General features: G+C 63.4%; 22 protein-coding genes and 1 pseudogene. 20 read left to right on the top strand and 3 right to left on the bottom strand.

Translation table 11 applies throughout. From position 1 onward, the window contains the following. Positions 1-346 precede the first annotated feature (346 nt). From J2S53_RS10200 to J2S53_RS10150, 11 genes and pseudogenes are all read left to right on the top strand, one after another. Positions 347-11104, top strand: coding sequence for a LamG-like jellyroll fold domain-containing protein (locus J2S53_RS10200; protein ID WP_456240774.1), 10758 nt, complete (start codon positions 347-349; stop codon positions 11102-11104). Beyond that, the gene (locus J2S53_RS10195) at positions 11101-11514 is read left to right on the top strand and encodes a hypothetical protein (RefSeq protein ID WP_456240773.1); all 414 of its coding nucleotides are present in this window, start codon (positions 11101-11103) and stop codon (positions 11512-11514) included. The genes J2S53_RS10200 and J2S53_RS10195 overlap by 4 nt, the downstream gene beginning before the upstream one ends. Positions 11515-11559: 45 nt before the next feature. Continuing rightward, a pseudogene (locus J2S53_RS10190) lies at positions 11560-11969 on the top strand (transposase); the annotation flags it as partial. A gap of 38 nt (positions 11970-12007) precedes the next feature. Beyond that, the gene (locus tag J2S53_RS10185) at positions 12008-12160 is read left to right on the top strand and encodes a hypothetical protein (protein WP_456240772.1); all 153 of its coding nucleotides are present in this window, start codon (positions 12008-12010) and stop codon (positions 12158-12160) included. 141 nt (positions 12161-12301) lie between these two features. Next, positions 12302-12676, top strand: coding sequence for a CPCC family cysteine-rich protein (locus tag J2S53_RS10180; RefSeq protein ID WP_456240771.1), 375 nt, complete (start codon positions 12302-12304; stop codon positions 12674-12676). A gap of 366 nt (positions 12677-13042) precedes the next feature. Further along, entirely contained in the window at positions 13043-13345 is a 303-nt protein-coding gene (locus tag J2S53_RS10175; protein ID WP_456240770.1) for a hypothetical protein, read from the top strand. 172 nt (positions 13346-13517) lie between these two features. Beyond that, positions 13518-14003, top strand: coding sequence for a hypothetical protein (locus tag J2S53_RS10170; protein WP_456240769.1), 486 nt, complete (start codon positions 13518-13520; stop codon positions 14001-14003). Positions 14004-14118: 115 nt separating this feature from the next. Beyond that, the gene (locus J2S53_RS10165) at positions 14119-15102 is read left to right on the top strand and encodes a polymorphic toxin-type HINT domain-containing protein (protein WP_456240768.1); all 984 of its coding nucleotides are present in this window, start codon (positions 14119-14121) and stop codon (positions 15100-15102) included. After that, entirely contained in the window at positions 15099-15512 is a 414-nt protein-coding gene (locus tag J2S53_RS10160; protein WP_456240767.1) for a hypothetical protein, read from the top strand. Before J2S53_RS10165 ends, J2S53_RS10160 begins: the two co-directional genes overlap by 4 nt. Positions 15513-15887: 375 nt before the next feature. Further along, positions 15888-16373 carry a hypothetical protein gene (locus tag J2S53_RS10155; RefSeq protein ID WP_456240766.1) on the top strand — a complete coding sequence of 162 codons (486 nt, stop codon included), beginning with the start codon at positions 15888-15890 and terminating at the stop codon, positions 16371-16373. A gap of 164 nt (positions 16374-16537) precedes the next feature. Then, a complete protein-coding gene (locus J2S53_RS10150; protein WP_456240765.1) occupies positions 16538-16825 on the top strand; it encodes a hypothetical protein in 288 nt (95 codons plus the stop codon). Between the two features lie 65 nt (positions 16826-16890). On the opposite strand, the gene J2S53_RS10145 is transcribed toward J2S53_RS10150, so the two are convergent. After that, positions 16891-17169: a MafI family immunity protein gene (locus J2S53_RS10145; protein WP_456240764.1), complete on the bottom strand. Its 279-nt coding sequence runs from the start codon at positions 17167-17169 to the stop codon at positions 16891-16893. Positions 17170-17307: 138 nt separating this feature from the next. On the opposite strand from J2S53_RS10145, the gene J2S53_RS10140 reads away from it, so the two are divergent. The 9 genes from J2S53_RS10140 to J2S53_RS10100 all read left to right on the top strand — a co-directional run bounded on the left by J2S53_RS10140 (position 17308) and on the right by J2S53_RS10100 (position 23191). After that, the gene (locus J2S53_RS10140; protein ID WP_456240763.1) at positions 17308-17805 is read left to right on the top strand and encodes a hypothetical protein; all 498 of its coding nucleotides are present in this window, start codon (positions 17308-17310) and stop codon (positions 17803-17805) included. An 82-nt stretch (positions 17806-17887) separates the two neighbouring features. After that, positions 17888-18208, top strand: coding sequence for a hypothetical protein (locus J2S53_RS10135; protein WP_139235229.1), 321 nt, complete (start codon positions 17888-17890; stop codon positions 18206-18208). An 8-nt stretch (positions 18209-18216) separates the two neighbouring features. After that, on the top strand, positions 18217-18807 hold the full coding sequence (locus J2S53_RS10130) for an SMI1/KNR4 family protein (RefSeq protein ID WP_456242764.1): 591 nt from the start codon (positions 18217-18219) through the stop codon (positions 18805-18807). Between the two features lie 308 nt (positions 18808-19115). Then, entirely contained in the window at positions 19116-19658 is a 543-nt protein-coding gene (locus J2S53_RS10125) for a hypothetical protein (RefSeq protein WP_456240762.1), read from the top strand. Further along, positions 19646-20176, top strand: coding sequence for an SMI1/KNR4 family protein (locus J2S53_RS10120; protein ID WP_456240761.1), 531 nt, complete (start codon positions 19646-19648; stop codon positions 20174-20176). The genes J2S53_RS10125 and J2S53_RS10120 overlap by 13 nt, the downstream gene beginning before the upstream one ends. A gap of 167 nt (positions 20177-20343) precedes the next feature. Further along, the gene (locus J2S53_RS10115) at positions 20344-20919 is read left to right on the top strand and encodes an SMI1/KNR4 family protein (protein WP_456240760.1); all 576 of its coding nucleotides are present in this window, start codon (positions 20344-20346) and stop codon (positions 20917-20919) included. A gap of 27 nt (positions 20920-20946) precedes the next feature. Then, positions 20947-21360: a hypothetical protein gene (locus tag J2S53_RS10110; protein WP_456240759.1), complete on the top strand. Its 414-nt coding sequence runs from the start codon at positions 20947-20949 to the stop codon at positions 21358-21360. A 154-nt stretch (positions 21361-21514) separates the two neighbouring features. Continuing rightward, positions 21515-21970, top strand: a complete 456-nt coding sequence (locus J2S53_RS10105; RefSeq protein ID WP_456240758.1) for a hypothetical protein — start codon at positions 21515-21517, stop codon at positions 21968-21970. 309 nt (positions 21971-22279) lie between these two features. Further along, positions 22280-23191, top strand: coding sequence for a glycoside hydrolase family 16 protein (locus J2S53_RS10100; protein ID WP_456240757.1), 912 nt, complete (start codon positions 22280-22282; stop codon positions 23189-23191). A 162-nt stretch (positions 23192-23353) separates the two neighbouring features. Here the strand turns inward: J2S53_RS10100 and J2S53_RS10095 are convergent, their stop codons facing one another. Together J2S53_RS10095 and J2S53_RS10090 are read right to left on the bottom strand one after the other, a co-directional pair. Then, positions 23354-23941: a DUF4291 domain-containing protein gene (locus J2S53_RS10095; RefSeq protein WP_456240756.1), complete on the bottom strand. Its 588-nt coding sequence runs from the start codon at positions 23939-23941 to the stop codon at positions 23354-23356. 248 nt (positions 23942-24189) lie between these two features. Continuing rightward, the gene (locus tag J2S53_RS10090) at positions 24190-25554 is read right to left on the bottom strand and encodes a GntP family permease (protein WP_456242763.1); all 1365 of its coding nucleotides are present in this window, start codon (positions 25552-25554) and stop codon (positions 24190-24192) included. Positions 25555-25670: the final 116 nt, after the last annotated feature.

Genomic DNA, 25670 nt, shown 5'->3' with positions numbered 1-25670 from the left:
TCGTCAAACGATTTTTTGTCCACGCCGAAAATTGTGAAAACGAACACCGCGCGAACCGGTTGATCGGCACAAAAAGATCACAAAGAGATATACCCTCTTCAATTCACGCCAGTTTCACGGCTAAGTTCCGCCGGGCGTTTCGACGGCCGGGCCCGGATTGCCGGGTTCCGCCGCGTGACGCCGGTACGTGCAGTTCGGAACCGAACGGAGACGGGTCCGGTGTGGGCACACCGCGTTCCGTCGCTCCGGCGTGGCCGGTGCTCCGCTCGGTTCCACTCGGGTCGTGGTCGGCTCTCCGCTGTCGCGGTGGGGTGGTCCGCGGCTCACGGCTGGTGAGGAACTTCTGATGAGCTACGACGCGCACCGTGGCAGCACGCCGCGTCCCGCCAGGATCGGGTCGTTACTGCTCGCGTTGGCAGTGGTCGTGGGGCTGATCAACGCCCCGCAGCTGCAGGCGCAGGCCGCCACGCAGGGCGAGATTCCGGAACAGCGACAGGGCAGTGCGGCCGGGCGCTCCCACGACGCCTCCAGCGAGGACACCTCGGCCGAGAACGAATCCGGCGGGAAGTCGCACAACGCGCGGCCCGCCGAGGGGCTGCCCTCGGACGAACGCCCGCCCGCCCCGGAACTGCCGCAGCAGTTGCCGGAGAAGGCGAAGGTCAGCATCGGCTCCGAACCGGACGCCGCCACTCGAGGGTTCGATCCCAACACCAGCCGTGAGCTCAAGAGTGAGCGCTCCAGCCAGAGCCAGACCTTCGCCAACGCCGACGGCACCAGGACGCTGCGCGTCTACCAGAGCCAGAAGTTCGCCGAGACCGCCGACGGCGGCCTCCAACCGGTCGATCTGACCCTGGAACAGGACGGCGGTGTCTGGAAGACCACCACCGACTCGCGGACCAAGAACTTCGCGGGCGCCGCGAACACCTCCGAGATCGCCTCGGTCGAACTCGCCGACGGCAGATCCCTGGGATTCCGGGTGGCCGACGCCGCCGACGTCACCGCGAAGGTCTCCGGCAGCTCGGTCACCTACCCGGGGATCCGGCCGCAGTCCGATCTCAACCTGCAGGCCACCGCGGTCGGCATCAAGGAGACGATCCGGCTGAAGTCGGCCGACGCGCCGACCGTGTGGGACTTCCCGATGAACGTCGGCGATCTCACGCCGGAGCTGCACGAGGGCTCGGTGCTGCTCAAGGACTCCGAGGGCGAGGTCCGCCACGTCATCCCACCGGGCTACATGGTGGACTCCAACGTCCACCCCCGCTCCGGTGAGGGCGTGCGCTCCGACGGCGTGAAGTACGAGATCGTCGGCGACGCCGAGCAGCCCGTGCTGCGGGTCTCGGTGGACGAGGAGTGGCTCGCGGACCCGGAGCGGGTCTTCCCGGTCAAGGTCGACCCGAGCGTGGTCGGCAAGGACACCGACGGCACCACCTACGTGCAGTCGCCCTACGACAGCGATTACTCGGGTGAGCCCAACATGAGCGTGGGCACCTACAACGGCGGTGGCAACAAGGCCGCCGCCTTCCTGAAATTCGACTCGATCAGCTCCGATCTGGCGGGCAACTACATCCTCGGTGCCAGGCTGCGGATGTTCGAGACCTGGTCCTACTCCTGCGAGGCCAGGCCGGTTCGGGTGCACGAGGTCACCCAGCCCTGGTCGGTGCAGGGCAGCAAGAGCTATCCCGGCCCGGCCACCGGCGCGGAGATCGCCCGCAAGAGCTTCGCCCACGGCTACAACGACAGCTGCGGGTCGCAGTGGGTGGACATCCCGCTGGGCAACGCCGGGCGCGATCTCGTGCACGGCTGGACCCACGGCGAACCCAACCACGGCCTGGCGCTGCGTGCCTCGGACACCGACTCCAAGGGTTGGAAGAAGTTCGCCAGCGCGGCCTCGGCCAACCCGCCCTACCTGGAGGTCACCTACACGCCGTACTGGGCCGACTACGAGCTCGGCGGCATGAGCCCGGTCGTCACCAGCAGCGACGACGGTCGGATGAGCGTCACGGTGACCAACCGCGGGCGCGACACCTGGACCCCGGACAACGACTACAAGCTGGGCTACCGGCTCTGGGACGCCGAGGGCAACGAGCTGCCGCGCACCTCCACGGCGTGGACGGACATGCCGCACGACGTCGCTCCCGGACAGACGGTCACCATCGACGCCCGCGTCGAGAAACTGCCGCCGGGCGAGTACTCGCTGCGCTGGGACATGGACCACTACGGCACCACCCGGTTCTCCTCGACCGGTGCGCCGATGTCGGCGTCGGTGGCGTTCACCGTGCCCAACCAGCCGCCCGCCGTGGACTCCATGTCGCCGCCCAGCGACTACAACGCCTCGGTGCTGACCCCCACGCTCGCGCTGACCGGTCACGACCAGGACACCTACCCGGGCGAGGGCATCAACTACCGCTTCAAGGTCTGCTCCGCGTCCGGTGAGGACTGCTTCAACTCCGGCTGGGTGGACTCCCCGGTCTGGTCGGTGCCGGAAGGCGAACTCACCTGGGGCGAGAACTACGTCTGGTACGGCCAGATCGGCGACATGCGGATCGCCAGTCCCTGGACGCAGGGCTCCCACCTGACCACCAAGGTGCCGCAGCCGCCGGTGACCAGCCACCTCTCCTCAGGTGACGAGGTCGGCGGGCGCGTCGACCCCGGTGTGGGCAACTTCGCCGAAGTCGAGACCGACGCCGAGATCGCCGCCGTGGGTCCGGAACTGTCCGTGGCGCGCTCCTACAACAGCCTCGACCCCCGGCAGAACCTGGCCTTCGGCTCCGGCTGGTCGACCAAGTGGGACGCGCGGGTGGTGCCCGACGACGACGGTTCCGGCAACGTCGTGGTCACCTACGCCACCGGGCAGCAGGCCCGCTACGGGCGGAATCCCGACGGCAGCTACGCCACCCCCTCCGGCCGCACCGCCACGCTGGTGCGCACCGAATCGGACGGTTGGACGCTGCGCACCCAGGGCGGCCAACGCTACGAGTTCGACTCGAACGGACGGCTGAGCCGGATCGTCGACGCGCAGGGGCGCGAGCAGCACCTCTCCTACGACGACTCGGGCAACCTCGCCACGGTCACCGACGCCACCTCGGGGCGCTCGCTGAACCTGACCTTCTCCGGCGGGCACGTCACCGAGGTCAGCACCGCGCCGGATCCGGTGTCGACCTGGCACTACCACTACGACGGCGATCGGCTCACCAGGGTCTGCGATCCCACCGGGGCCTGTGACAACTACACCTACACCGACAGCTCGCACTACCGCTCGGTCACGCTCGACGCCAAACCGCACGCCTACTGGCGACTGTCCGAACAGTCCGACACCGCCGTGACCAGCGAGGTGCCCGGCTACTGGGAGTCCAAGGAAGCCACCTCCCACAACCTCACCCACGGCAGGCCCGGCCCGATCGCGGGCGGCTCCACCACCGCGGCCGGTTTCGACGGCTCCTCCAGTTACGTCCAGCTGCCCGACGACATGGTGCGCAACTCGCAGTACCTGGCCGTGGAGATGTGGTTCAAGACCAGCAGTTCCAGCGGTGAGATGCTGTTCTCCACGGGCTACGACCGGCCGGGCACCTCGAACCCGAGCGACGCCGCCATGCCCGCGCTCTACGTCGGCACCGACGGCAAGCTGCACGGCCACTTCTGGAACAACAAGACGGCCGGGATCGCCACCGAATCGACCGTCAACGACGGCGAGTGGCACCACGTGGTGCTCTCCGGCGCCCGCGACACCCAGACGCTGTTCCTCGACGGGCGGACCGTGGGCAGCCAGAGTGGCAAGATCGACAATGTCGACCCGCTCAACCACGTCGGCGCGGGCTGGTTCAACTCCCGCGACTGGCCCGCCGCCCCAAACGCGACGTGGGACTACTTCGACGGCGACATCGCCGAGGTGGCGATGTACCACCAGCCGATGGGCCGAACCGTCGCCGCCGAGCACTACGCGGCCCGCACCGCCACCGAGCAGCTGACCTCCATCAAGCGCGCTGGCGGTGCCTACGCGGCCGAGGTCTCCTACGATTCGTCCACCGCCAGGGTGACCAGCTACACCGACTCGGACGGCGGCACCTGGCAGGTCGGTGAGTCCACCACCGAGGGCGACGGGTTCCGCTACGGCGAAGCGGTGACCGGATCGCGCCCGAACGCCAACTGGCGACTGCGGGAGAACGAGGGAACCACCGCGCGCGGCGATCCCGCGCTGCGGCGCGCCGAGTACCACTCGGTCTCGCGTACCTCCGGCCCGTTCCCGGACACCGCGGCGCGTTCCTTCGACGGGCAGCGCTCCTACGTCCAGCTACCGGACAACACGCTCACCGGCAGGAAACGACTGGCGGTCGAACTGTGGTTCAAGACCTCCAGCACCGACGGCGGCGTGCTGTTCTCCACGGGCAACAACCGCCCGGACGACGAGAACCCCACCGGCGGTGCCATGCCGGTGCTCTACGTGGGCACCGACGGCAAGCTGCACGGCCACTTCTGGAACGCCGAGACCGAGGGCGCCGTCTCGGCGAACAAGGTCAACGACGGCCAGTGGCACCAGGTGATGCTGTCCGGCAAGCCCGAGCAGCAGACGCTGTACCTGGACGGTAACGCCGTCCAGACGCTGCAGGGCGAGCTGCAGAACGTCGACCCCTACGGCTACGTCGGAACCGGGCTGCTCAACGGTCTGAACTGGCCCGCCAAACCCGAGGGCACCTGGGGCCACTTCGAGGGCTCGATCGGCCAGGTAGCGCTGTATCCCTACGGGGTCTCGGCATCCGACGCCCAGGAGCACTACGCCGCGCGCGGTGACGCGGCCGACTACCGGGCGGCCGTGCGCGAGGAGAACGTCCACACCCTGTGGACGCTGGGTGACCCGGCGGGCAGCACGCACGCCGAATCGGTGCACGCGCTGACCGACGCCACCTACCACGGTGTCGACAAGGACGTTTCCCCGCCGATGCGCGGCGCGGGAGCCGTCGGTTTCGACGGGCAGAGCTCTTATGTGCGGCTGCCCAACAGCCAGGCGCGCGGCCGCGGCCGACTGTCCGTGGAGATGTGGTTCAAGACCTCCAGCTCCGAGGGCGGGGTGCTCTACGCCACCGGTAACCAAGCACCGAGTGTCACCGATCCCCCGGGTGGTGCGATGCCGGTGCTCTACGTGGGCACCGACGGCAAACTGCGCGGGCACTTCTGGAACGACAAGGTTTCGGGGATCACCACCGACTCCGCCGTCAACGACGGCGAGTGGCACCACGTGACGCTGTCGGCCGCCGGTGACTCGCAGCGGCTCTATCTGGACGGCAACATGGTGGGATCGCAATCGGGCGAGCTCGACAACCGGGACCGCTACGACTTCCTCGGCGTCGGGCAGCTCGACTCCAACGACTGGCCCGCCCTGCCCGACCAGGTGTGGAACCACTTCGAGGGCTCCATCGGCGAGGTGGCCCTCTACCACCGGCCGCTGGACAGCGCCAGCGTGGCCGACCACTACTCGGCCAGGAACGCGGCCACGGCCGTGGACATCACCGGCCCGGACGGCGGGGTCCGCACCTATACCTACGACCCCAACGCAGGTGGCCGGACCATCTCGGTGACCAACTCGGACGGCGCCACCAAGGTGTACGGCTACGACACCGGCGGGTTCGTCAACCGGATCACCGACGCCAACGGCAACACCACCAGGATCTCCAACGACGAACGCGGCAACCAGCTGTCCCGCACCCGGTGCCGCACCGAGGGCACCGAGAAGTGCTACACCAGCTACCGCTCCTACTACCACAACCCCGACGACCCGCTGGACCCGCGCAACGGCAAGGTCACCGAGTTCCGGGACGCCCGCTCGGACTCCGAAACCGACGACACCTACCTGACCACCTACTCCTACAACGCCGCGGGCAAGCTCACCAGCACCTCGGAGCCGGGTGAGACCGGCGGTGCCCAGCGCACCACCACCAACACCTACACCACCGGCGACGAACCGGCTCCGGACGGCGGAACCCAGCCACCGGGGCTGCTGGCCTCCGAGACCGACCCGGCGGGCAACGAGACCAGCCACACCTACACCAGCGCCGGTGACCTCGCCAGCGTCACCGACCCGGCCGGGCTGGTCACCGAGTACGACTACGACGGGCTCGGGCGCAAGACCAGCGAGACCCAGGTCTCCGACAGCGAGCCGGACGGGCTGACCACCACCTTCGACTACGACCAGGCATCCAGGCTGGTCGAGAAGGTCGGACCCGAGACCGAGAACGCCGTCACCGGCGAGCTCCACCAGCGCCGGGTGCGCAACACCCACAACGGCGACGGCAGCATCGCCGAGACCACGGTGGACGACGCGCTGGGCAACGACCCGGCCCGCACCACCTCCTACACCTACGACAACCGGGGCCGTCGCCTGGAGGTCACCGGCCCGGAGGGCGGGGTCACCCGCACCGAGTACGACGAGTTCGGCGAGGTAGTGCGCCGGGTGACTCCCACCGGGACCGAGTACACCTACACCTACACCGCCGCCCGGCACCAGCTGGCCACCATGACGGTGACCGGGTTCAGCGGTGACGGTTCCGAACCGCACGACGTGGTGCTTGAGTCCCGCGCCTACGACCCGGCGGGCCGGCTGGCCAGCGTCACCGACGCGATGGGCCGCACCACCACCCGCACCTACTACGACGACGGGCAGCTCGCGGCCGAGCGACTGCTGGACTATCAGGACCCGGAAAGCGGCGAGACCCGCGACCTGCTGCTGCGGCGCTACGAGTACCTGGGCAACGGCTCCGAGTCGCTGGTGGTCCGCGGCGACGGGCAGTACAGCACCAGCACCGAGTACGACCCCGCCGGACGCCCGGTGCGCAGCACCGACCGCGAGGGCGAGCGGGTGCTGCGCTCCACCGAGACCAGCTACGACGCGGTCGGCAACCCGGTCGAGGTCATCGACCGGAACCCCCGGGGCGAGACCGTCCGGCACGCCGAGAGCGGCTACGACCCGATGGGGCGGCGCCTCTCGCACACCGTCCACACCGGCGGGGAAACCCTGGTGTCGAAGAGCCACCGCGACCAGCGCGGGCTCGTGACGTCCACCGTGGACCCGCGCGGCACCGCGCAAGGGGCTGATCCGGCCGAGTTCACCACCGAGTACGGCTACGACGAGCTCGGCAGGCGCGTCACCGTGACGCGACCGGAGGTGCGGGCCGAATCCGGCGGCAACCCGGCCGAGCCCGTCTCGCCGGTGGTCACCAACGGCTACAACACCTTCGGCGAAGCGGTGGCGCGGCGCGGTCCGAACGGCAACGTGACCACCAGCGCCTACGACAAGGCCGGGCGGCAGGTGAGCACCACCAGGCCCGACTACACCCCGCCGGGCGCGAGCGAGCCGATCACCGCCACCAGCACCAAGAGCTACGACGCGGCCGGTCGCGTGGTCGAGAGCACCGACGCGCTGGGCGACACCACCACGTTCGGCTACGACGAACTGGGCAACCTGGTGCGGCGCACCAACCCCGCACGCGAGGGTGAGCAGTCCGGCGGCGTGTGGCGCGCCACCTACGACCCGCTGGGCGAGCGGCTCTCGGTCACCGACGTGACCGGCGCCGAGCAGCACTACACCTACGACGAGCTCGGCAGGACGATCACCTCCACCGTGGTGGAGCGCGTGCCGGAACCGACCAGGAACCTGACCACCCGCTACACCTACGACGCGCTGGGCAACCCGGCCTCGGTCAGCACGCCCACCGGCTTGACCACCACCTACGAGCACGACGACCTCGGCAACCCGGTGAGCATGACCGACCCGGCGGGCAACACCACCACGTCGGTCCACAACGCGCAGGGCAAACCGGTCTCGATCACCGAGCCGTCCGGGGTGACCACCAACTACGAGTACGACCTCGCGGGCAGGCTGCTGCGCACGTCCGACCTGGACGCCTCCGGCGAGAAGGTGCGCGACCGCGCCTTCGGCTACGACCGGGCGGGCAACCAGGTCAGCAGCACCGACGCGCACGGGGTGACCACCACCCGCTCGTTCGATCCGCTGAACCGGCTGCGCTCGATCACCCGCCCGGTCGCCGACGGCGAGGAGATCACCACCAGCTACGGCTACGACGCGGCGGGCAACGTCACCAGGGCCACCGACGGCAACGGCAACAACACCGTCTACACCGTCAACTCGTGGAACACGACCGAGTCCACGATCGAGCCCGCCACCGAGCGGCACCCGGACGACGCCGACCGCACCTACACCACCGCCTACGACGCGCTGGGACGGGTGAAGCGGGAGATCCAACCGGGCGGGGTGACCGTCAGCAAGTCCTACGACGCGCTGGGCAACCTCGTCGGCGAGAGCGGCTCCGGCGCGGAGGCGTCCACCCCGGACCGGAGCTTCGGCTACGACAAGGCCGGGCGGATGACCTCGGCCACGGTGTCCGGCAAGACCAACACCTTCGGCTACGACGACCGCGGCAACCTGGTCTCGGCCGCCGGGCCCTCCGGTGACTCCACCTTCGCCTACGACGACGAGGGCAGGATCAGCACCACCACCACGGCTGCGGGCGAGGCGTCGTTCGGCTACGACGCGGCCGGACGACTGGCCACGGCGGTGGACCCGCTCACCGGCATCACCGCCACGTACGGCTACGACGACGCCGGGCGCCGCGCCCAAGTGGAGTACGGCGGTCAGAGGACCTACCGCGAGTACGGCTACGACGAGCTCAGCAGGCTCTCCTCCGACACGGTGCACCGGGCCGACGATTCGGTCAGCACGGAGCTGTCCTACGACTACGACGTCGCCGACCGGCTGATCAGCAAGCAGAACTCGACGGCCTCGGCCACCACGACCTCGGACTACACCTACGACAAGGCGGGCAGACTCACCTCCTGGGACAACGGTGACCAGGTCACCCAGTACTCCTGGGACGCGGCGGGCAACCTCGTCGGCTCCGGCGGTGAGACAGCCACTTACGACGAACGCAACCGGCTGCTCTCGCGGGGCGGCACCGAGTTCGAGTACTCGGCGCGCGGCACCGTGACCGCCCGGAGCGCGGGCGGGACCACCACCGACGTGCGGTTCAACGCCTACGGCGAGATGACCGAGGACGGCGGCAAGTCCTACGGCTACGACGCGCTGAACCGGCTGGTCTCGTCCGGGTCGCGTTCACTGTCCTACGCGGGCGACTCGCTGAAGGTGACCTCGGACGGGCAGAGCGAATACTCCTACACGCCGGAGGGTGGTGCGCTCGGGGTCGGCAACGGCGACTCGGCCGGGATCGCGGTGACCAACCAGCACACCGACCTGGTGGGCACGGTCTCGCCGGGTGACGGTTCGGTGTCGGGGTGGCGCTCGTACTCGCCGTTCGGCCAGGTGAGCGAGCAGGAGGGCTCGCAGCCCTCGCTGGGCTACCAGGGGCAGTTCACCGATTCCGACAGCGGCAAGGTGAACATGGGCTCGCGCTGGTACCGGCCCGGCACGGGCACGTTCACCTCGCGCGACTCGGCGAATTTGGATCCGACCAGCACGACCGATGCCAACCGGTACGCCTATGCGGGTGGTAATCCGCTGACGCGGATCGATCCGCGGGGCTACTTCTGGGGCAAGGCGCTCGACGTCGTCAAGGAGGTGTCGGGCTACAACGACGCCAAGCGGTGTTTCCAGGGCTCCTGGGCGGGGTGTGCCTGGACGGCGGCGAACTTCACGCCGGTCGGCAAGATCGCCAAGGGAGTCAAGACCGCCTACAAGGGCTACAAGACCTGGAGTCGGGGCCGGAAGGCGGGCAAGGCGGCCGACGACGTGCCGTCCAGTGGTAGGAAGTTCAATCGCGGGGGCGGTAGCAAGGCCAAGAGCAAGGGTAAGAGTCGCGGTGGTGGTAAGGCCCGTGGTAGGGCCGGTACTCGGGTCGGTAAGACCGTGGGGCACGTCGGTGGGCGTGTGGCCGTTTCCGCTGGTGGTTCGGCGGCCGGTAGCACCATGTCGCGGGCGGCGATCGCTCAGGCCCGGGCGGCGGCGCGTGAGGCGGCCCGGTTGGCGGCGCGGCGTAAGCGGGTGCGTGACGATGCGATGACGCATCACCCCAAGCCGAAGCCGTCGAACACGGTCTCCAAGCAGGTGCAGAACAGGCTGGATCGGCTGGACAACCAGGAGCCGATCGAGCTGGGTGTACTGGCCGCGGATGCGGCCTCGGCGGGTTCTGGGGAGGATGCCGGTGGGTTCGTGCCGGATGCGTTGGGGGCTGTGGGTGGTCTCCGGCGTGGTGGCGGCATGTCGCGTCCGGGGTCGACGCCGGATCTGCCCGGTGGTGGTTCGGCGCGGTCGTCGGGCTCTGGCGGTTCGTCGGGTGCTGGTGGTGCGTGCACGCCGAACAGTTTCGTGCCGGGTACCGAGGTGGTGTTGGCCGATGGGTCGCGGACCGCGATTGAGGAGGTCGAGCTCGGGGATCGGGTGTTGGCCACCGACCCGGAGACGGGGGAGACCGAGCCGGAGCGGGTGACGGCCACCATCACCGGCCAGGGCCAGAAACACCTGGTAGAGGTCACTGTCGACACCGATGGTGACCGAGGATCCGCGACCGACTCGGTGACGGCGACGGGTGAGCACCCGTTCTGGGTGCCCAACCGGGACGAGTGGGTCGACGCGGCCGATCTCCAGGCCGGTGATCGGGTGCGCACCGCCGAGGGTGAGCAGCGGCTGGTCACCGGCATCCGCACCTGGACCGCGCTGCAGCGCGTCCACAACCTCACCATCAACGACACCCACACCTACTACGTCGACCTCAACGGCCACGACGAAACACTCGTCCACAACAGCGACTGTGACTGGCCGCCGTATGGTCAAAACAGCGCGGACGAGCATTACGACAAACATGTTCTCGGAATGGATGACGACGGGAACTTCACACGTACTCCCGATATGCCCGAGTATGACACCGAGGACGGCTTCGACAGGTACGTAGCGGACTCACAGGCTCTCATGTGTCCCGATGCCTGTCCGTCGGGAGTCCGGGAAGGCAAACGTGATAGGGATAACACGTGGATCCGTTACGAGATGAGCACAGGAAAGATCGGCATGAAACGCGACGGCCAGATTGTTTCCTACTTCAGGCCTGATGCAGAAATGGAATATTTCTCTGAAGAGGTGGACTGGTGACGTGGAGTGCCGATCGTTTTCATGACCTCTTCGTCGAGGTCATCCGAAGCTCGGGGCGCTGGCGAGATTTAGATCCTGAGGCTTTGCTGGGGCGATGGGATCGTTTCGTCGCGGACTGCGAGAAGGGGTATCCCTACGATATGGAAGACTATTCAAATGATAGGACTTCGAGAAGCAGTATCGAGGTGGCCTTGAATACTCCGGAGTTGCAGGGGTATTCAGGGATGGTGGTGTTTCGTACCAGGGTGGAGATCATCGACGCGCGCTTTCGGCCGTTGCTGATTCCGGATGTGTTCACTAATATACCGGAGAAGAAATGGTGGTCACGTGGTTTGGTGCGTTATGCGCGGCGGAAACTGGTTTCCGAGGTATGGGAAAGCTTTGGTATCGAGATCGCTGAGGTCGAGTAAGAGCTCTAACGCATTGGTGATACCGGAGTGAGATGATCTTGTTTGATGGTTGCGCCGTGGGTGGTCTCGGACGGGTTGTGGGAGCGGGTTGAGCCGCTGTTGCCGGTGCGTTCGGTGAGTCGGACGGGTTCGAAGCCGTTGTCGGATCGGCAGGTGTTGCCGGCCGAGCTCAAGCCGTTGGTGAGATCGACCGGTCTTGGGCGTGTGTGGATGCCTCCCACATCCGCGCGAAAGGGGGGGCGGTCACAGGGGCGAGTCCCGTCAACCGGGGCACAACCGGCTCGAAACATCACCTGATCTGTGACGGTGGTGGTGTGCCGCTGGCCATCACGCTTACCGGCGGCAACCGGAACGACATGACCCAACTGCTGCCGGTGGTCGAGGTCGTCGTTGCCGACCGTGACTACGATGACGAGCCCTACCGAGACCAGCTCCGCCAACGCGTAATCACTCCCTGACCAGCCGAAAACGTACCCGTGGCACCAACCAATCCGTGCGCTTGGTTGTCGAACACACCCTCGCACTGCTGCACCGGTTTCGACGCCTGGTCACCCGCTGGGAACGCCGCGCCGATCTCCACCACAGCTTCCTGGACCTGGCCACCATCCTCATCTGCTGGTATCGAGTCCCCAGACGGATACGTTAGGGAGCGCTTATGAAGCAAGATGAGGAGAAAGTGCGGCGTTTTTGATCCAGGCTCATCCGAATTCGGGTGAATTCGGGTCTGCTGGGTATCGAGGTATCATTACTTGCTTGGATCCATGGTGGTGGGATGGAGATTCAATAGATGCCAGGTTATCCGTGTCCGTGCTGTGGTCGTCTTGTGCACGATCAGCCTCCTGGATCGTACTTGATTTGTCCTGTGTGTGGCTGGGAAGATGACTTGATCCAGCTCCGGTGGCCTCAACGTACAAGAGGAGCTAATCGGTCCTCGCTCGTCGAGGCGCAGTGTAGCCAGGAGGTAAAAAGTGCATGCAATTTTTGCCGCGGAGTAGAGGGTTGCGATCCTTATCGCTGTTGGCCGTCTGATCCTAGTTTTCGTTTTATCGACTCGGATGTCGATAATTTCGAATCGCTGGAAACTGTAGAAAACGAATGGCCAAAAGATCGGACACGGCTTTACTGGTGGAGGGGAACTTTCTGGAGAGGTTCTCAACCATAGATCAAATTCCTTTGATTGGTGGATTACCTCAGTGGCGTTGCGGCAACCCTGTAAGGCCGGCAAGGCCGCTGATGTTGTGCCGTCCAGTGGTAGGAAGTTCCACCGTGGCGACGGTCGCGCGGGCCAAGGCGGCGGCTCGTGAGGCCGCGCGGCGCAAGCGGGTACGCTCAGCGCGGGATGTTGGAGTTACTGGGGCATGTGGTGGTGGCGATCGACTCGTGGGTTCGTTGCGGGAGCCGAAGGAATTTCATCTCGTCCCTTTCACAGCAGGAATAATAGGGCTTGTGCAAGGAAGGATTAGGAAGTTTTGATCTTTCGACGTGTGTCGGTCGAGGTCATCGTGAGGCGTTGGTGAGGAGATTGCTGATGGAGAACGATCTGCTGGAGGCGTTGGAATACGCATGGAACGGCGAGTCTGGTTTTTTGAGAAAGCTCCGATCAGGCCTGTTTGATCCCGAAGCGGGGGAAGCCTACGTGGCGCTGTTGTCGAGGATCCCACCGATCGATAATACCGTTGATTCGAGGCTGGTTCAGCTGATCTGGTTTGCCCCTACATTTATGGAGTGGCGGGTCGAGAGGGCCACCAAAAGTCCTGATGAAGCGGACAAGTTGAGGAGGATCGCGAGCCGAGATCACGAAGCATTGGTTGCTATTCTAGGTGTTCCCTAGAGTGGTCGAACACGTAGTCTGCGCTTGGCTGCTTGTCGGTGAAGCTGTGTTAAAGCCGGGGCTTTAGCGGTTGAAGTGGGTAATGCGCGTCACTGCTAGTGTCCAGTTTCTTTCATGGGTGGTTTTCTTCGTTGCTGCGGTCGTAGGGCATGTAGTGAGGGGTTGGTGTCTGGTGTCTGTGGACTGGAAGGTTGAGATCGTCGAGTGCGGTGATATCCCTCAAGTTGAGGATGAGACCGTTCCGCAGGATGAAGCCGAGCGTCGGTGGAACCGTTATGTGGAGCTGGTCGACTCCGTGACCGGTGATGAGGGTCCGGAGGCGGTTGTTGCGATCGTTTCTTCGTTGAAGGTCCAAGATGACTACGACGCTTATGAAGGCGCGTATGCTGCTCTACAGCGTTTTCCTCTCGCGGACTTTGGGAAGGGTGTCGCTTGGGCGGCTGAGGAGCTCACTCGGATCCCGTATGATCGTAGTGGAATTGTGCTTGTGATTGTGGCCAGGTCTTCCGCCGAGGCGGCGGAGGCGTTCAACGAGGCGGTCAAGTCCGTTCCGGGGGAGGTTCGGAGCAGGCTCCGCGATGTTGTCGATTTCCACGAAGCGAACGATTGGCTCGCCGAGGACGGGGACAAAGGCATCATCAAGGTGCCCCGGGAGTAGGGAACGATCGACACCGGCCACCGCAGCCTGCGTGTGACCGCGCAGCTTGCCTGGTAGCTGAGGCCGAACCGTTGAGGGTGAGCGGTCTCGAACAACGGTGTCGTCGCTGAAACCGATGTTGGCGTCGGATGCGGCCTCGGCGGGGTCTGGGGAGGATGCCGGTGGGTTCGTGCCGGATGCGTTGGGGGCTGTGGGTGGTCTCCGGCGTGGTGGCGGCATGTCGCGTCCGGGGTCGACGCCGGATCTGCCCGGTGGTGGTTCGGCGCGGTCGTCGGGCTCTGGCGGTTCGTCGGGTGCTGGTGGGTGTAGCCCGAATAGTTTCGTGCCGGGGACCGAGGTGGTGTTGGCCGATGGGTCGCGGGTCGCGATTGAGGAGGTCGAGCTCGGTGATCGGGTGCTGGCCACCGACCCGCAGACGGGGGAGACCGAGCCGGAGCGGGTGACGGCCACCATCACCGGCCAAGGTGAGAAGCAGCTGGTGGAGGTCACCGTCGATGTCGATGGTGACCGAGGATCCGCGACCGACTCGGTGACGGCCACGGGTGAGCACCCGTTCTGGGTGCCCAACCGGGACGAGTGGGTCGACGCGGCCGATCTCCAGGCTGGGGATCGGGTGCGCACCGCTGAGGGTGAGCAGCGGCTGGTCACCGGCATCCGCACCTGGACCGCGCTGCAGCGGGTCCACAACCTCACCATCAACAACACCCACACCTACTACGTCGACCTCAACGGCCACGACGAAACACTCGTCCACAACAGCGACTGTGACTGGCCGCCGTATGGTCAAAACAGCGCGGACGAGCATTACGACAAACATGTTCTCGGAATGGATGACGACGGGAACTTCACACGTACTCCCGATATGCCCGAGTATGACACCGAGGACGGCTTCGACAGGTACGTAGCGGACTCACAGGCTCTCATGTGTCCCGATGCCTGTCCGTCGGGAGTCCGGGAAGGCAAACGTGATAGGGATAACACGTGGATCCGTTACGAGATGAGCACAGGAAAGATCGGCATGAAACGCGACGGCCAGATTGTTTCCTACTTCAGGCCTGATGCAGAAATGGAATATTTCTCTGAAGAGGTGGACTGGTGACGTGGAGTGCCGATCGTTTTCATGACCTCTTCGTCGAGGTCATCCGAAGCTCGGGGCGCTGGCGAGATTTAGATCCTGAGGCTTTGCTGGGGCGATGGGATCGTTTCGTCGCGGACTGCGAGAAGGGGTATCCCTACGATATGGAAGACTATTCAAATGATAGGACTTCGAGAAGCAGTATCGAGGTGGCCTTGAATACTCCGGAGTTGCAGGGGTATTCAGGGATGGTGGTGTTTCGTACCAGGGTGGAGATCATCGACGCGCGCTTTCGGCCGTTGCTGATTCCGGGCGTTTTTCCCAAGATTGAGGAGAAAGCATGGTGGGCGCGTGGTATGGTGCGTTATGCGCGACGGAAACTGGTTTCCGAGGTGTGGGAAAGCTTTGGTATCGAGATCGCTGAGGTCGAGTAAGGCGCCCGGCCATGGCTGTGTCCGATTGGTGTGGGGTTTTGGTGTATGGTTTTGGGTGATGTTGTCGGGGATGTGAAAATGTCTTGGCTGATGCGGGGGTAGTGCTCGGAACCGAGTACAGTGCTGACGAGACGAGCAAGTTGGAACGCGTCGGGGATCGAGTTCGCGAAGTCTTGATCGTCCTTCTGGGGCTTCCTTGGCACTGTTGAACACGTGGTTCATGCTCGGTTGGTTGAGGGCGAAGTTGTGCTGATGCCAGGGTGCTTTGTCGGTCGTAGTTGGTAAGATATGTTACTGCTATTTTCCAGTTTCTTTCATGGGTGTTTTTCTTCGTTGCCGCGGTCGTAGGAAACACAGTTGAGGGGTTGGTGTCGGGTGTCTATGGACTGGAAGGTTGAGATCGTCGAGTACGGTGAGATCGTCCAGGATGAGGATGAGACCGTTCCGCAGGATGAAGCCGAGCGTCGCTGGAACCGCTATGTGGAGCTGGCTGACTCCGTGACCGGTGATGAAGGTCCGGAGGGGGTTGCTGCGATCGTTTCTTCGTTGAAAGTCCGATACGATTACGGTGCTTATGCATCCGCGCATGGCGCTCTGCAGCGTTTCCCGCTCGCGGATCTCGGGAAGGGTGTCGCCTGGGCGGCTGAGGAGCTCACTCGGATTCCGTATGATCGCAGTGGAATTGTTCTTGTGATTGTGGCCAGATTGCCCGCTGAGGCGGCGGAGGCGTTCAACCAGGAGATAAAGTCCGTTCCGGGGGATGTTCGGAACAGGCTCCGCGATGTTGTCGATTTCCACGAAGCGAACGAGTGGCTCGCCGAGGACGGGGACAAAGGCATCATCAAGGTGCCGCGCGAATGACCGCGTGAGTACAGGGGTGTCATGAATCGAGAACAGTGGGCTTGTGCATCGCGAAGCTTGGCTTTTTGGGAGTCTGTCGCAGGATGGGTGGTAAATCAGTGGCGAACTCGCTGAGGCCTGAATGTCTTCCGGAAGGATTTACCTATCCTCGGGAGTTCGTTCGTGTGGTGGAGCTCGGGCTCACGGACCTGGAACCGTGGCTGGTTCTTGCGGGAGAAGGGCTCGTGGAGCGCTGTGCTGGTCTGCGGGAGCGCTATCCGGACAGGAATGTGATCCCGTTCGCTCGTAGGATCGACAACGATGATGTCGCTTGTTGGGATCTCGATCGCGATGCCCGCGTGGTGATCGTCCACGATTTCGCTTCGCCGGGGTGGGAGCGGCAGGGAGAGTACGAGGGCTTCTACGACTGGCTCCGCCAAGCGGTGGAGGATCTGATCGAGTATGACAACTGACCTGAAGCCGTTCACGCCGGAGTGCTGGGATCTACTGTGCTGATCGGCAGTGGAGTTCGGGTTCGTTAACGTCCTTGTTCCACGTTCTCGTCTAGATTCTTCCAGGTGCGGGGTTCGACTCCGCACATCCGGCCGACACGGACGATTTCTTCATGGAGCTCGCGTGTGAGAACCGCGTCGTACTCGCCGAGCTGAGCGCACATGTTCTCGAAAGCTATCCCCCACTCGGCGTGGACAGCGAGTTCGGTCATGTCTTTTCGGTCCTCGTCGGACAGCGCGGGAACCCTCCTGATCAACGGCATGAGACTGTTCTCGATGCACTCGATCCGTTCGCGGTTGCGCATGTGTTTCCCCCTGAGCTGGTGCGTGAAGCGATCCGAAGAGTAGGAGCTTGGGCTGTGTGTCGGTCGCGGACGAGATTCGGGGGCGGAGTGTATCGTGTCCGGAACGATGGTTGGTGTTGCAGTCATCACGATTTGACCGTGGTTCATTCCGCCCTCGAGGTTTCGATGATATCTTTTGCGTTTTTCCCTCGCGGTGATGATCCGTCATGGAGGGGTGAGTGGGATTCGGAAATCCCTCTTTATGATTTAACAAATAATGATTTTGTTTTTTACTATTTTAACGTAGATGTCGTGATCAGTGATGGCGAGAACGATATTTTGCTGTCGGATCCGGTTGTTTCGGTTGTTGACTTTGTTTTGATGCTTGACCTGTTGAGGCGTGAAGTCGCCAGATTCGGTGCTTCTATTGTGATGACGTCGCGAATCAATAAGTATGTCTTCGCGACGAAGCAAGGTGGTGATGTCGAGTTGTCCTACAGCTTTTCGCCTGTGGTTTCGTGTGTTTCCGCGGACGACATCGAGCGGGCTCCTGTTGTCGCGGCTCGTGCCGCTTTGGACGTGCTGTACGGGGCTCGTGAGGAGTTGAGGTCGAATCCGTTCCTGGCTGGGCTCGTGGATATGGTCCGGGTCGGTTGACCGGTTGAGGAAGGCTACGCTACGGCGGATGTGCGACACGGGAACGAGCGATTCGTTGGTACGGGATTGCGCGGAGTTGGACGTGACTGTGGTCGCGGTGGAGTCGTACGGTGTCAGGGTCGTTACACGGGACGGTGTCGAGGGAATTGTCGACAAGATCAAGATTCCGTCCTGGTTGGCTTCCGAGGAGCTTCCCGGCGTGGGGGAGTCGCTGACTGTGGTGGTGCTCGACGAGCGGCGCGATCGGTTTCGGGCGAGTCTGCTCGACACTGATTTCGAGATCGCGGGAATGGTACGGCGCGGTGAGTTGGACGAAGAGGCATACGTTCATCCTGCGGACCTTGCTCCGGAACAGCTCAAAGGAAGGTTGTCGTTCAACGACCGCGACTCGGGTGAACGGTGAGATGAGTGATGACTCATGTCGCGGGAATGGAGAGCGAGTTGCCGATGGCGTCCTCATTGGATCGGTTGCGAATGTTGTTACTTCCTCCGGAGGTGGCACCCGCACCGCAGCCTTGGGAAGATGTCGAGCGTCGACTCGGCGTGGCGCTGCCGAACGATTACAAGGAGTTCATGGAGACATATGGCGGTGGTACTATTGAGGAGTTTTTGATATTTCTTTCTTACAGCCAATCTTTCGAGGCGGCTATGGGGTGGAAAGGAAGGGATTTGGAAGAGATTCGTATGAGTCCTGAGGACGTATTTCCGGGAGGTGCTGTCGAAGAAGGTAAAGTAAATTTGTTGCCGTGGGCTTATACGATTGACGGTGATGTGTGTTATTGGTTGATGGATCCTAGGGAGGATCCGGATCAGTGGCGTGTGGTGTCACGTGAGCGGGATATGGAGTGGAACTTTTTCGGAGGTGGCATGATGGAGTTTTTGGTGGAAATTACCTCAGGGCGACGTCGAGAGCCTTGGTTCCCGGATGATTTTCTGTGTGGCTCTTCGTGTTTTAAAACTACTGCGCAGTATCTTGCCGACCGGCATGGAGGTTTACATTAGGTCAGTTGTAGGTTAAGAGCGGAAGGCGACACTTTCGTTTTTCTGCGTTGATTTTTAGTTGTGCGGTGGTGAATAATCTGACCAGTTCGTTGTCTTGTGGTGGTGTAGCTGTGATTATTATTTTGAGCGTTTCCTAGAGTCGTCGAACACGTGGTTCATGCTTGGTCGCTTGAGAACGAAGTTGTGCTAGCGTCAGGGCGCTTTGCCGGTCGCAGTGGGTAAGTCACGTTACTGCTAGTGTCCAGTTTTTCATGGGGGTTTTCTTCGTTGCCGCGGTCGTAGGGCATGGAGTGAGGAGTTGGTGTCGGGTGTCTGTGGACTGGAAGGTTGAGATCGTCGAGTGCGGTGATATCATCCAGGATGAGGATGAGACTGTTCCGCAGGATGAAGCCGAGCGTCGCTGGAACCGTTATGTGGAGCTGGCTGACTCCGTGACCGGTGATGAAGGTCCGGAGGCGGTTGTTCCTATCGTTTCTTCGTTGCGAGCCGAAGACGATTACGGTGCTTATCAAGCCGCGTATCGTGCTCTGCAGCGTTTCCCGCTCGGGGATCTCGGGAAGGGTGTCGCCTGGGCGGCCGACGAGCTCACTCGAATCCCGTATGATCAAAGTGGCGATGTACTTCTGATTGTGGCCAGATTGCCCGCCGCTGCGGCGGAGGCGTTCAACCAGGAGATAAAGTCCGTTCCGGGTGATGTTCGGAGCAGGCTTCGCGATGTTGTCGATTTCCACGAAGCGAACGAGTGGCTCGCCGAGGACGAGGACAAAGGTGTCATCAAGGTGCCGCACGAACAGGGAATGGTCCAATCAATTGGGATATTTTTGCTGAAGGGCTTCAATTGGATTACGTAGAGCAGTTGAAGAGGTTCGTTTCTCCATCAAATGTTCATCTTCCTGATGTGGACTGGGTCGGGATCGAGAGCTCCTTGGGATCCTCTCTTCCTGGCGACTACAAAAGGTTTATAGAAGTTTATGGTCCGGGTGATTTCGATAGTTATATCCTTGTGGTGTCTCCTTGTGAAGCGGAATACAGTGACGGGATCAGTGAATTCTGGAAAGAAAAAAGAGAATCCTTCATTGAGCTGAGAGATGTGATTTTGTTGCCGTCGTGGGTTTCTCTGCCGGAGGATACCTTGTTGCCTTGGGCCGGAACTCCTGATGGCGATGCTTACTTCTGGCAGATCGATAGGCAGTTGTCTCCGGATGACTGGGACGTTGTATTGTGCGACGGCGAACTGAATAAATGGTATAAATATAAGGGTGGTATGGTGCGACTGTTGCTGTCTGTTTTTTCTGGTGAATCAGATTTAGACTTCTTCTCGGGATTGCCCCCTGTGGGGCAGTCTTGTTTCACTTCGATATACGGGTAAAGCCACATAGCGTGTTACTGGTGTGTCCCGGCTGCAGGTGTCGGAATCCCTGAACTGTGTAGCGTAGGGTGGGTGTTGCTGACGGCTGGTGGGGACTTCGCTACAAACCAGAATCCTGCCATCGAACATAACCAATATAAAATATATTCGCAGACAAACTTTCTGCTGTGAACAGTACGGAGGATAAGATTTCACCGAGTGTTGATCGTCTCAAACAGCTGCTTCCGCCTCCGGAGGTGGCACCCGCACCGCAGCCTTGGCAAGATGTCGAGCGTCGACTCGGCGTGGCGCTGCCGAACGACTACAAGGAGTTCATGGAGGTTTACGGTGACGGAACACTCGAAGATTACTTGCTGTTGGAGCAGCTGATTACTTCGGAGGAGGAGTTTTCGGAGTGGTGGGAAAAGCAGTTGGACGATTTGCGTTCCGCCGCGGAGAGGGTTCCTGAGCGCTACACACTCGAACCCGGTCGGGTTGATCTGCTGCCTTGGGGTTTTACTATCGACGTTGATGTCTGTTACTGGTGGATGGATCCTCGAGAGGATCCGGATCGCTGGTGGATAGTGTCTCGTGATCGAGATGTGTCGCGATGGAGCGTCTTCGAGGGTTCGATGGTGGAGTTCTTGGTGGAAGTCGTCTCGGGGCGACGGCGGGAGCCGTGGATGCCGCGTAATTTTCCTGGGGATTCGCCGTGGTTCAAGACGACCGCGCGGTATCTCGCGGATATGGATCCGTACAGATGATCTTTCGGAAGGGGCGTTGGTGGTTGGATGACGTGGAGTTCTGGTAGTTTTCGCGATGCCTTCGTCGAGGTTGTTCGAGAGTCGGGACAATGGCGGGATCTGGAGCCGGATGCCTTGCTGGGGCGATGGGACCGTTTCGTTGCGGACTGCGATAAGGGGTATCCCTACGATAGGGAGGACTACTTTAACGATCGAACACTAAGAGATAGTATTGAGGTTGCTTTGAACACCCCTGAGCTGCAGGAGTTCTCGGGAATGGTGGTGTTTCGCACCAGGGTGGAGATCATCGACGCCCGCTTTCGGCCACTGCTGATCCCGGATGTATTTCCCAAGTTCGACGAGGGAAGGTGGTGGGCGCGCGGCTTGGTGCGCTACGCACGACGGAAACTGGTTTCCGAGTTGTGGGAAAGTTTTGGGGTCGAGATTACCGAAGTCGGTTGAACCGGACTCGCTGTCGGGTTCGCCCGGCTTCGTGGGGTGACCCCGGTGGATGTGCGCCTGTCGTGGATCTGCCCGGTAATGTTTTCTTTTCTCGTGTTCGTGATTTTCCGGAGGGGTTTCGATGTATCTGGACAGGCCGCAAATCAAAGAATGGATGCAAGAGCACGACGTGATCGCCCTGGACGAAAGAGTTTCGGGACGCTTCGAGAATTACCTCAACTCCTTCCCGTGGGCCGGAAGTCATGTCGACTGGCGGGTAGTTGAGAACGAAAAGCTGTGTCATCCAGATGACGTGGACGACCATTTCCTGGAAAAATGTCGCGGTACGCCTTGGGGATCTTTCGGGCACGTCTTGGTCGTGTATACCGGCGATGAGCCTTCCCTGCTGTGCGAGCTGGAGGACGTGGCCGAGGACATAGACCTCCTGTACTGCGTTTCCCCGGGTGACAGGTTTTCCTGTGCCGCCTCGCTCGACGGGGATGTAGTGAGGGTGTACTTCTCCCATTTCCTGGAGTACGACGGACACGTCAGAATGCTCGCGGCGAAGAACACCAAGGAGTACTTCGAGGAGTTCGACCTGCGAGAGCACAGGATCGAACTGGACCGTTGATCTTTCTGCCCACGTGCCGGTACTGGACGAACTTCGGTGTGATGAGCCGAACCTGACGCATCTCCACCGTGAGGTACTCCCGGCCCGAACCGACCACCACGTACCGGCACCGCTTCGGGGGAAAGAACGTCAAGTTCTCACACTCGCTCGTTGCTGTCCTTGTGAGCACGCCCGATCGTCGCCGCCCGATCGGCCTTCCGGCGCAACTTCGTGTTACTTGATCGATACCGTCTTTACCGTTCAACATCTCCCCACCAGCATCGTTGTTCGGGTGCACCCGCTCCGTCACCCCCAACGAGGAGAGTTTCGATGCGTGGACGAAGGAAGCAACTGGTCGGTGGCGCCGCCCTGGCGCTGACCGCCCTGTTGTCGGTATCCGCCACCAGCGCCGCCAGCCCGGCCGACTCCGCGGACACGTCCGCGGTGACCTTCTTCGACGACTTCTCGGGCAACAACCTCGACCGCTCCAAGTGGAAGGTTCTCAAAACCGGCGAGAACTTCGGCACGGTCAACAACGAGCAGCAGGCCTACGTCGACTCGCCGGAGACCATCTACATCGACCAGAACGTCGCCGGTGCCAGCGGCGGCGCGCTCGCGCTGCACCCCCGATACCGGCCCGGCCACCAGGCCCCCGACGGCCGCAGCTACGACTTCATCTCCGGCAGGGTGAGCACGCAGGACCGCTTCGAGTTCACCTACGGCAGGTACGAGGCCCGCATCAAACTGCCGGAGAACGCCAACGCGGCCGGACTGTGGCCCGCCTGGTGGTCGTTGGGCGCGAAGATCGACGAGGGCGAGCCCTGGCCCACCAACGGTGAGGTCGACGTGATGGAGAACGTCGGCGAGCCGTGGACCAACGTCTCGTTGCACGGGCCCGAGTACCACGGCGACACCCCGGTCAACGCCAGCCAGTCCTTCCCCAACGGCGATCCGGGTGGCTGGCACACCTACCGCGCCGACTGGTGGAACGGCGGGTTCACCTTCTTCGTCGACGACAGGCAGATCTACCGCATCACCAAGGCCGAGATCGAGCAGAACGGCTGGACCTGGGTCTACGACGACCCGCAGTACATGATCCTCAACTTCGCGCTCGGCGGCACCTACCCGCAGGGCGTCAACGGGGTCACCCAGCCCTACCCGGGTATCCCGCAGTCCACCGTGGACAAGGTCGCCTCGGGCAGCTCCCGCTACCTGATCGACTGGGTGCGGGTCTCCCAGTGAGCCACCCCGCCGCGCGGTCGGGAGCTCCTCTCCCGGCCGCGCGGGCCGCTCTTCGCGGTCGCACGATCGGAACGTCCGAGTGCTCGGCCCGCGGGATCTCCCACCGCGCGAGGTGGCGACCCCGATCGGGTGTCCCCGGTCCCCGAGCGATTCCCCTGGTGTTCAGTCGCCGCCGATGACGGTGCGGATCCGTTCCGGCAGCGGGTACTCCCGCTCCACCGGCAGCAGCCGCCGCATCGCCTCGTGATCGCCGTCCCGGTGGTGCCGGTGAAGCTCGCCCGCCAGCTCGGTGCGGTCGTGCACCGACACGATCCACTCGTCGACGTAGCGCCGCACCGCGTCACCGCCCAGCCCCACCTGGACCGCCCGCCTCTCGGCGGGGCGCATGGCGGTGTCGCGCTCGGGGTCCCACTGCACCCGCACCGGGCTCTCGGCCAGATGGGCGCGCCAGTGCTCGTGGTCGCGGTAGCGCCTCGGGTCGAACGAGCTCGCGCAGGAGTGGGCCAGCGCCCACTCGAAACCCTCCCGCCGCAGCCGCACTGCCAGCACCCGCTCCTGGTCGGGTTTGGTGCCGAAGCCGCAGCGGTACATCATCCAAAGCAGCGAAGGCTTGATCCAGGTCATGCGGTCGTGCTTGAACGGTGCGACGAACGTGCCCGCCCGCAGCGCGGCGTCGGCGATCTCCGGGCGGTACGCCTGGTAGACGGTGACGGTCCGCTCGTCGAACTCGGCTCGCACGGTTCTGGTCAACGGTGAACGTCCTCGTGGCAGTGGTCGGGTCGGCGGAACCTCCCGCGGCCTCTCGCTCCGGCAGGACCGACGTCGAGCAAGTACTACACCACGTCGGTCCTTCCCGGCGAGTCGTTTCTCTCCCACGAGAACCGGGTCCGGCCCTGGTTCGTCCGGCTCGCGCCCAGTGCGTCGTGGTGAACCGAGCCCGGTGCACCACGCCCCCGACGAATCGACCGGCCGCGCCGTCCGGTGAGTCCGGGCCGAGATCAGGCGAACACGCTGATGAGCAGCACCAGCAGGAAACCCGTGCCGCCGACCAGCGTGGCCATCACGGTCCACGTCTTGAGCGTGGTGCTCACATCGAGGCCGAGGAAACGTCCCACCAGCCAGAATCCCGAGTCGTTGACGTGCGACAGCACCATCGATCCGCACGCGATCGCCAGCACGAGCAGCGCCAGGTAGAGCGAGGAGAGCCCGTCGACGGCAGCGACCGTCGGCGCGAGAAGCCCGGCGGTGGTGGTCAGCGCCACCGTGGCCGAACCCTGTGCCACGCGCAACCCGGTCGCGATCACGAACGCGGCCACTATCAGGGGGAATCCGGCCGCGTTGAGCGTTTCCGCGAGAGCGTCGCCGATTCCGCTGGCCTGGAGCACGCTTCCGAACATCCCACCGGCGCCGGTGATGAGGATGATCGCGCACACCGGCCCGAGCGCTCCGTTGACGATCCGCTCCACGTTCGTCCGGGAGCGTCCGCGTCCGAACACGACGATGCTGACGATCGCGGTGGTCAACAGCGCGATCGGTGTCTCCCCGAGCAGCAGCAGCGGACGTACCCACGCCGCCTCCGAGTCGACCGCTCCCACCGTTCGAAGTGTCTCCAACCCGGTGTGCAGGAAGATCATCACCAGCGGCAGCAGCAGTACCGCGAGGACGTTGCCGAACCGGGGGAGCGGAGCGGCCTCCTCCGAGCCCGCCGCGTCCTGGTCCACTTCGGATGAAGCGCCCAGCACCGGCACCGGAACGTCGATACGGGGACCGATGAACTTGGAGAAGACGTACGAACCCACGTACCAGGACGGCACGGCCACGAGCAGACCGAGCAGCAGCACGAGGCCGACATCGGCTCCGAGGAGCTCGGAAGCCGCCACCGGGCCGGGGTGCGGCGGGACCAGGGCGTGCATCGCCAGGAAACCCCCGGCCGTGGGGAGGGCGTACAGCAGCAACGAGCCGCCGAACCGTCGCGCCACGCTGAATACGATCGGGAGGAGCACCACGAAGGCGGCGTCGAAGAAGATGGGGAAACCGAACAGCAGGGAGGCGAGCCCCAGAGCGAGCGGAGCCCGTCGCGGGCCGAACCGGTTGATCAACGTGTCGGCCAGGACCCGTGCACCGCCGCTGATCTCCAGCAGCCGCCCGATCATGGCTCCCAGGCCGACCAGCAGCCCCACGTTCGCCAGCGTGTCGCCGAACCCGGTGAGCAGCGTGTCCACCAGTTCGTCGAAAGGTATCCGTGTCGCCAGTCCTACGAGCAGACTGACCAGCACCAACGAGATGAAGGCGTGCAGTTTGAACCGCACGATCAGTAACAGCAGCAGGGCCACCGCTGCGACCGCTATCGCCAGCAGCGGCATGACTCCGTAGACGGGCTCCGTCGTCGTTTCCACGGGAAGCTCCTCGATGCGGGTTTCCTCGAAACCGGTGGCGGCGCGCATCGCCGGAAGCGGTTTCAAAAGGGGAGGGGGATGCG

The organism is Actinopolyspora lacussalsi, assembly GCA_030803735.1.
In the GTDB taxonomy this organism is placed as follows: domain Bacteria; phylum Actinomycetota; class Actinomycetes; order Mycobacteriales; family Pseudonocardiaceae; genus Actinopolyspora; species Actinopolyspora lacussalsi.
The sequence above is the reverse complement of the archived record's forward strand: the minus strand, read 5'-3'. Positions and strand labels throughout refer to the sequence as shown.

What these genes read in the sequence shown, in the direction of transcription:
- J2S53_RS10200 (WP_456240774.1), top strand. Translation starts at nt 347, where the DNA reads ATGAGCTACGACGCGCACCGTGGCAGCACGCCGCGTCCCGCCAGGATC.
- J2S53_RS10180 (WP_456240771.1), top strand. Translation starts at nt 12,302, where the DNA reads ATGCCAGGTTATCCGTGTCCGTGCTGTGGTCGTCTTGTGCACGATCAG.
- J2S53_RS10175 (WP_456240770.1), top strand. Translation starts at nt 13,043, where the DNA reads ATGGAGAACGATCTGCTGGAGGCGTTGGAATACGCATGGAACGGCGAG.
- J2S53_RS10165 (WP_456240768.1), top strand. Translation starts at nt 14,119, where the DNA reads ATGTTGGCGTCGGATGCGGCCTCGGCGGGGTCTGGGGAGGATGCCGGT.
- J2S53_RS10145 (WP_456240764.1), bottom strand. Translation starts at nt 17,169, where the DNA reads ATGCGCAACCGCGAACGGATCGAGTGCATCGAGAACAGTCTCATGCCG.
- J2S53_RS10130 (WP_456242764.1), top strand. Translation starts at nt 18,217, where the DNA reads ATGACTCATGTCGCGGGAATGGAGAGCGAGTTGCCGATGGCGTCCTCA.
- J2S53_RS10110 (WP_456240759.1), top strand. Translation starts at nt 20,947, where the DNA reads ATGACGTGGAGTTCTGGTAGTTTTCGCGATGCCTTCGTCGAGGTTGTT.
- J2S53_RS10105 (WP_456240758.1), top strand. Translation starts at nt 21,515, where the DNA reads ATGCAAGAGCACGACGTGATCGCCCTGGACGAAAGAGTTTCGGGACGC.
- J2S53_RS10100 (WP_456240757.1), top strand. Translation starts at nt 22,280, where the DNA reads ATGCGTGGACGAAGGAAGCAACTGGTCGGTGGCGCCGCCCTGGCGCTG.
- J2S53_RS10090 (WP_456242763.1), bottom strand. Translation starts at nt 25,554, where the DNA reads ATGCCGCTGCTGGCGATAGCGGTCGCAGCGGTGGCCCTGCTGCTGTTA.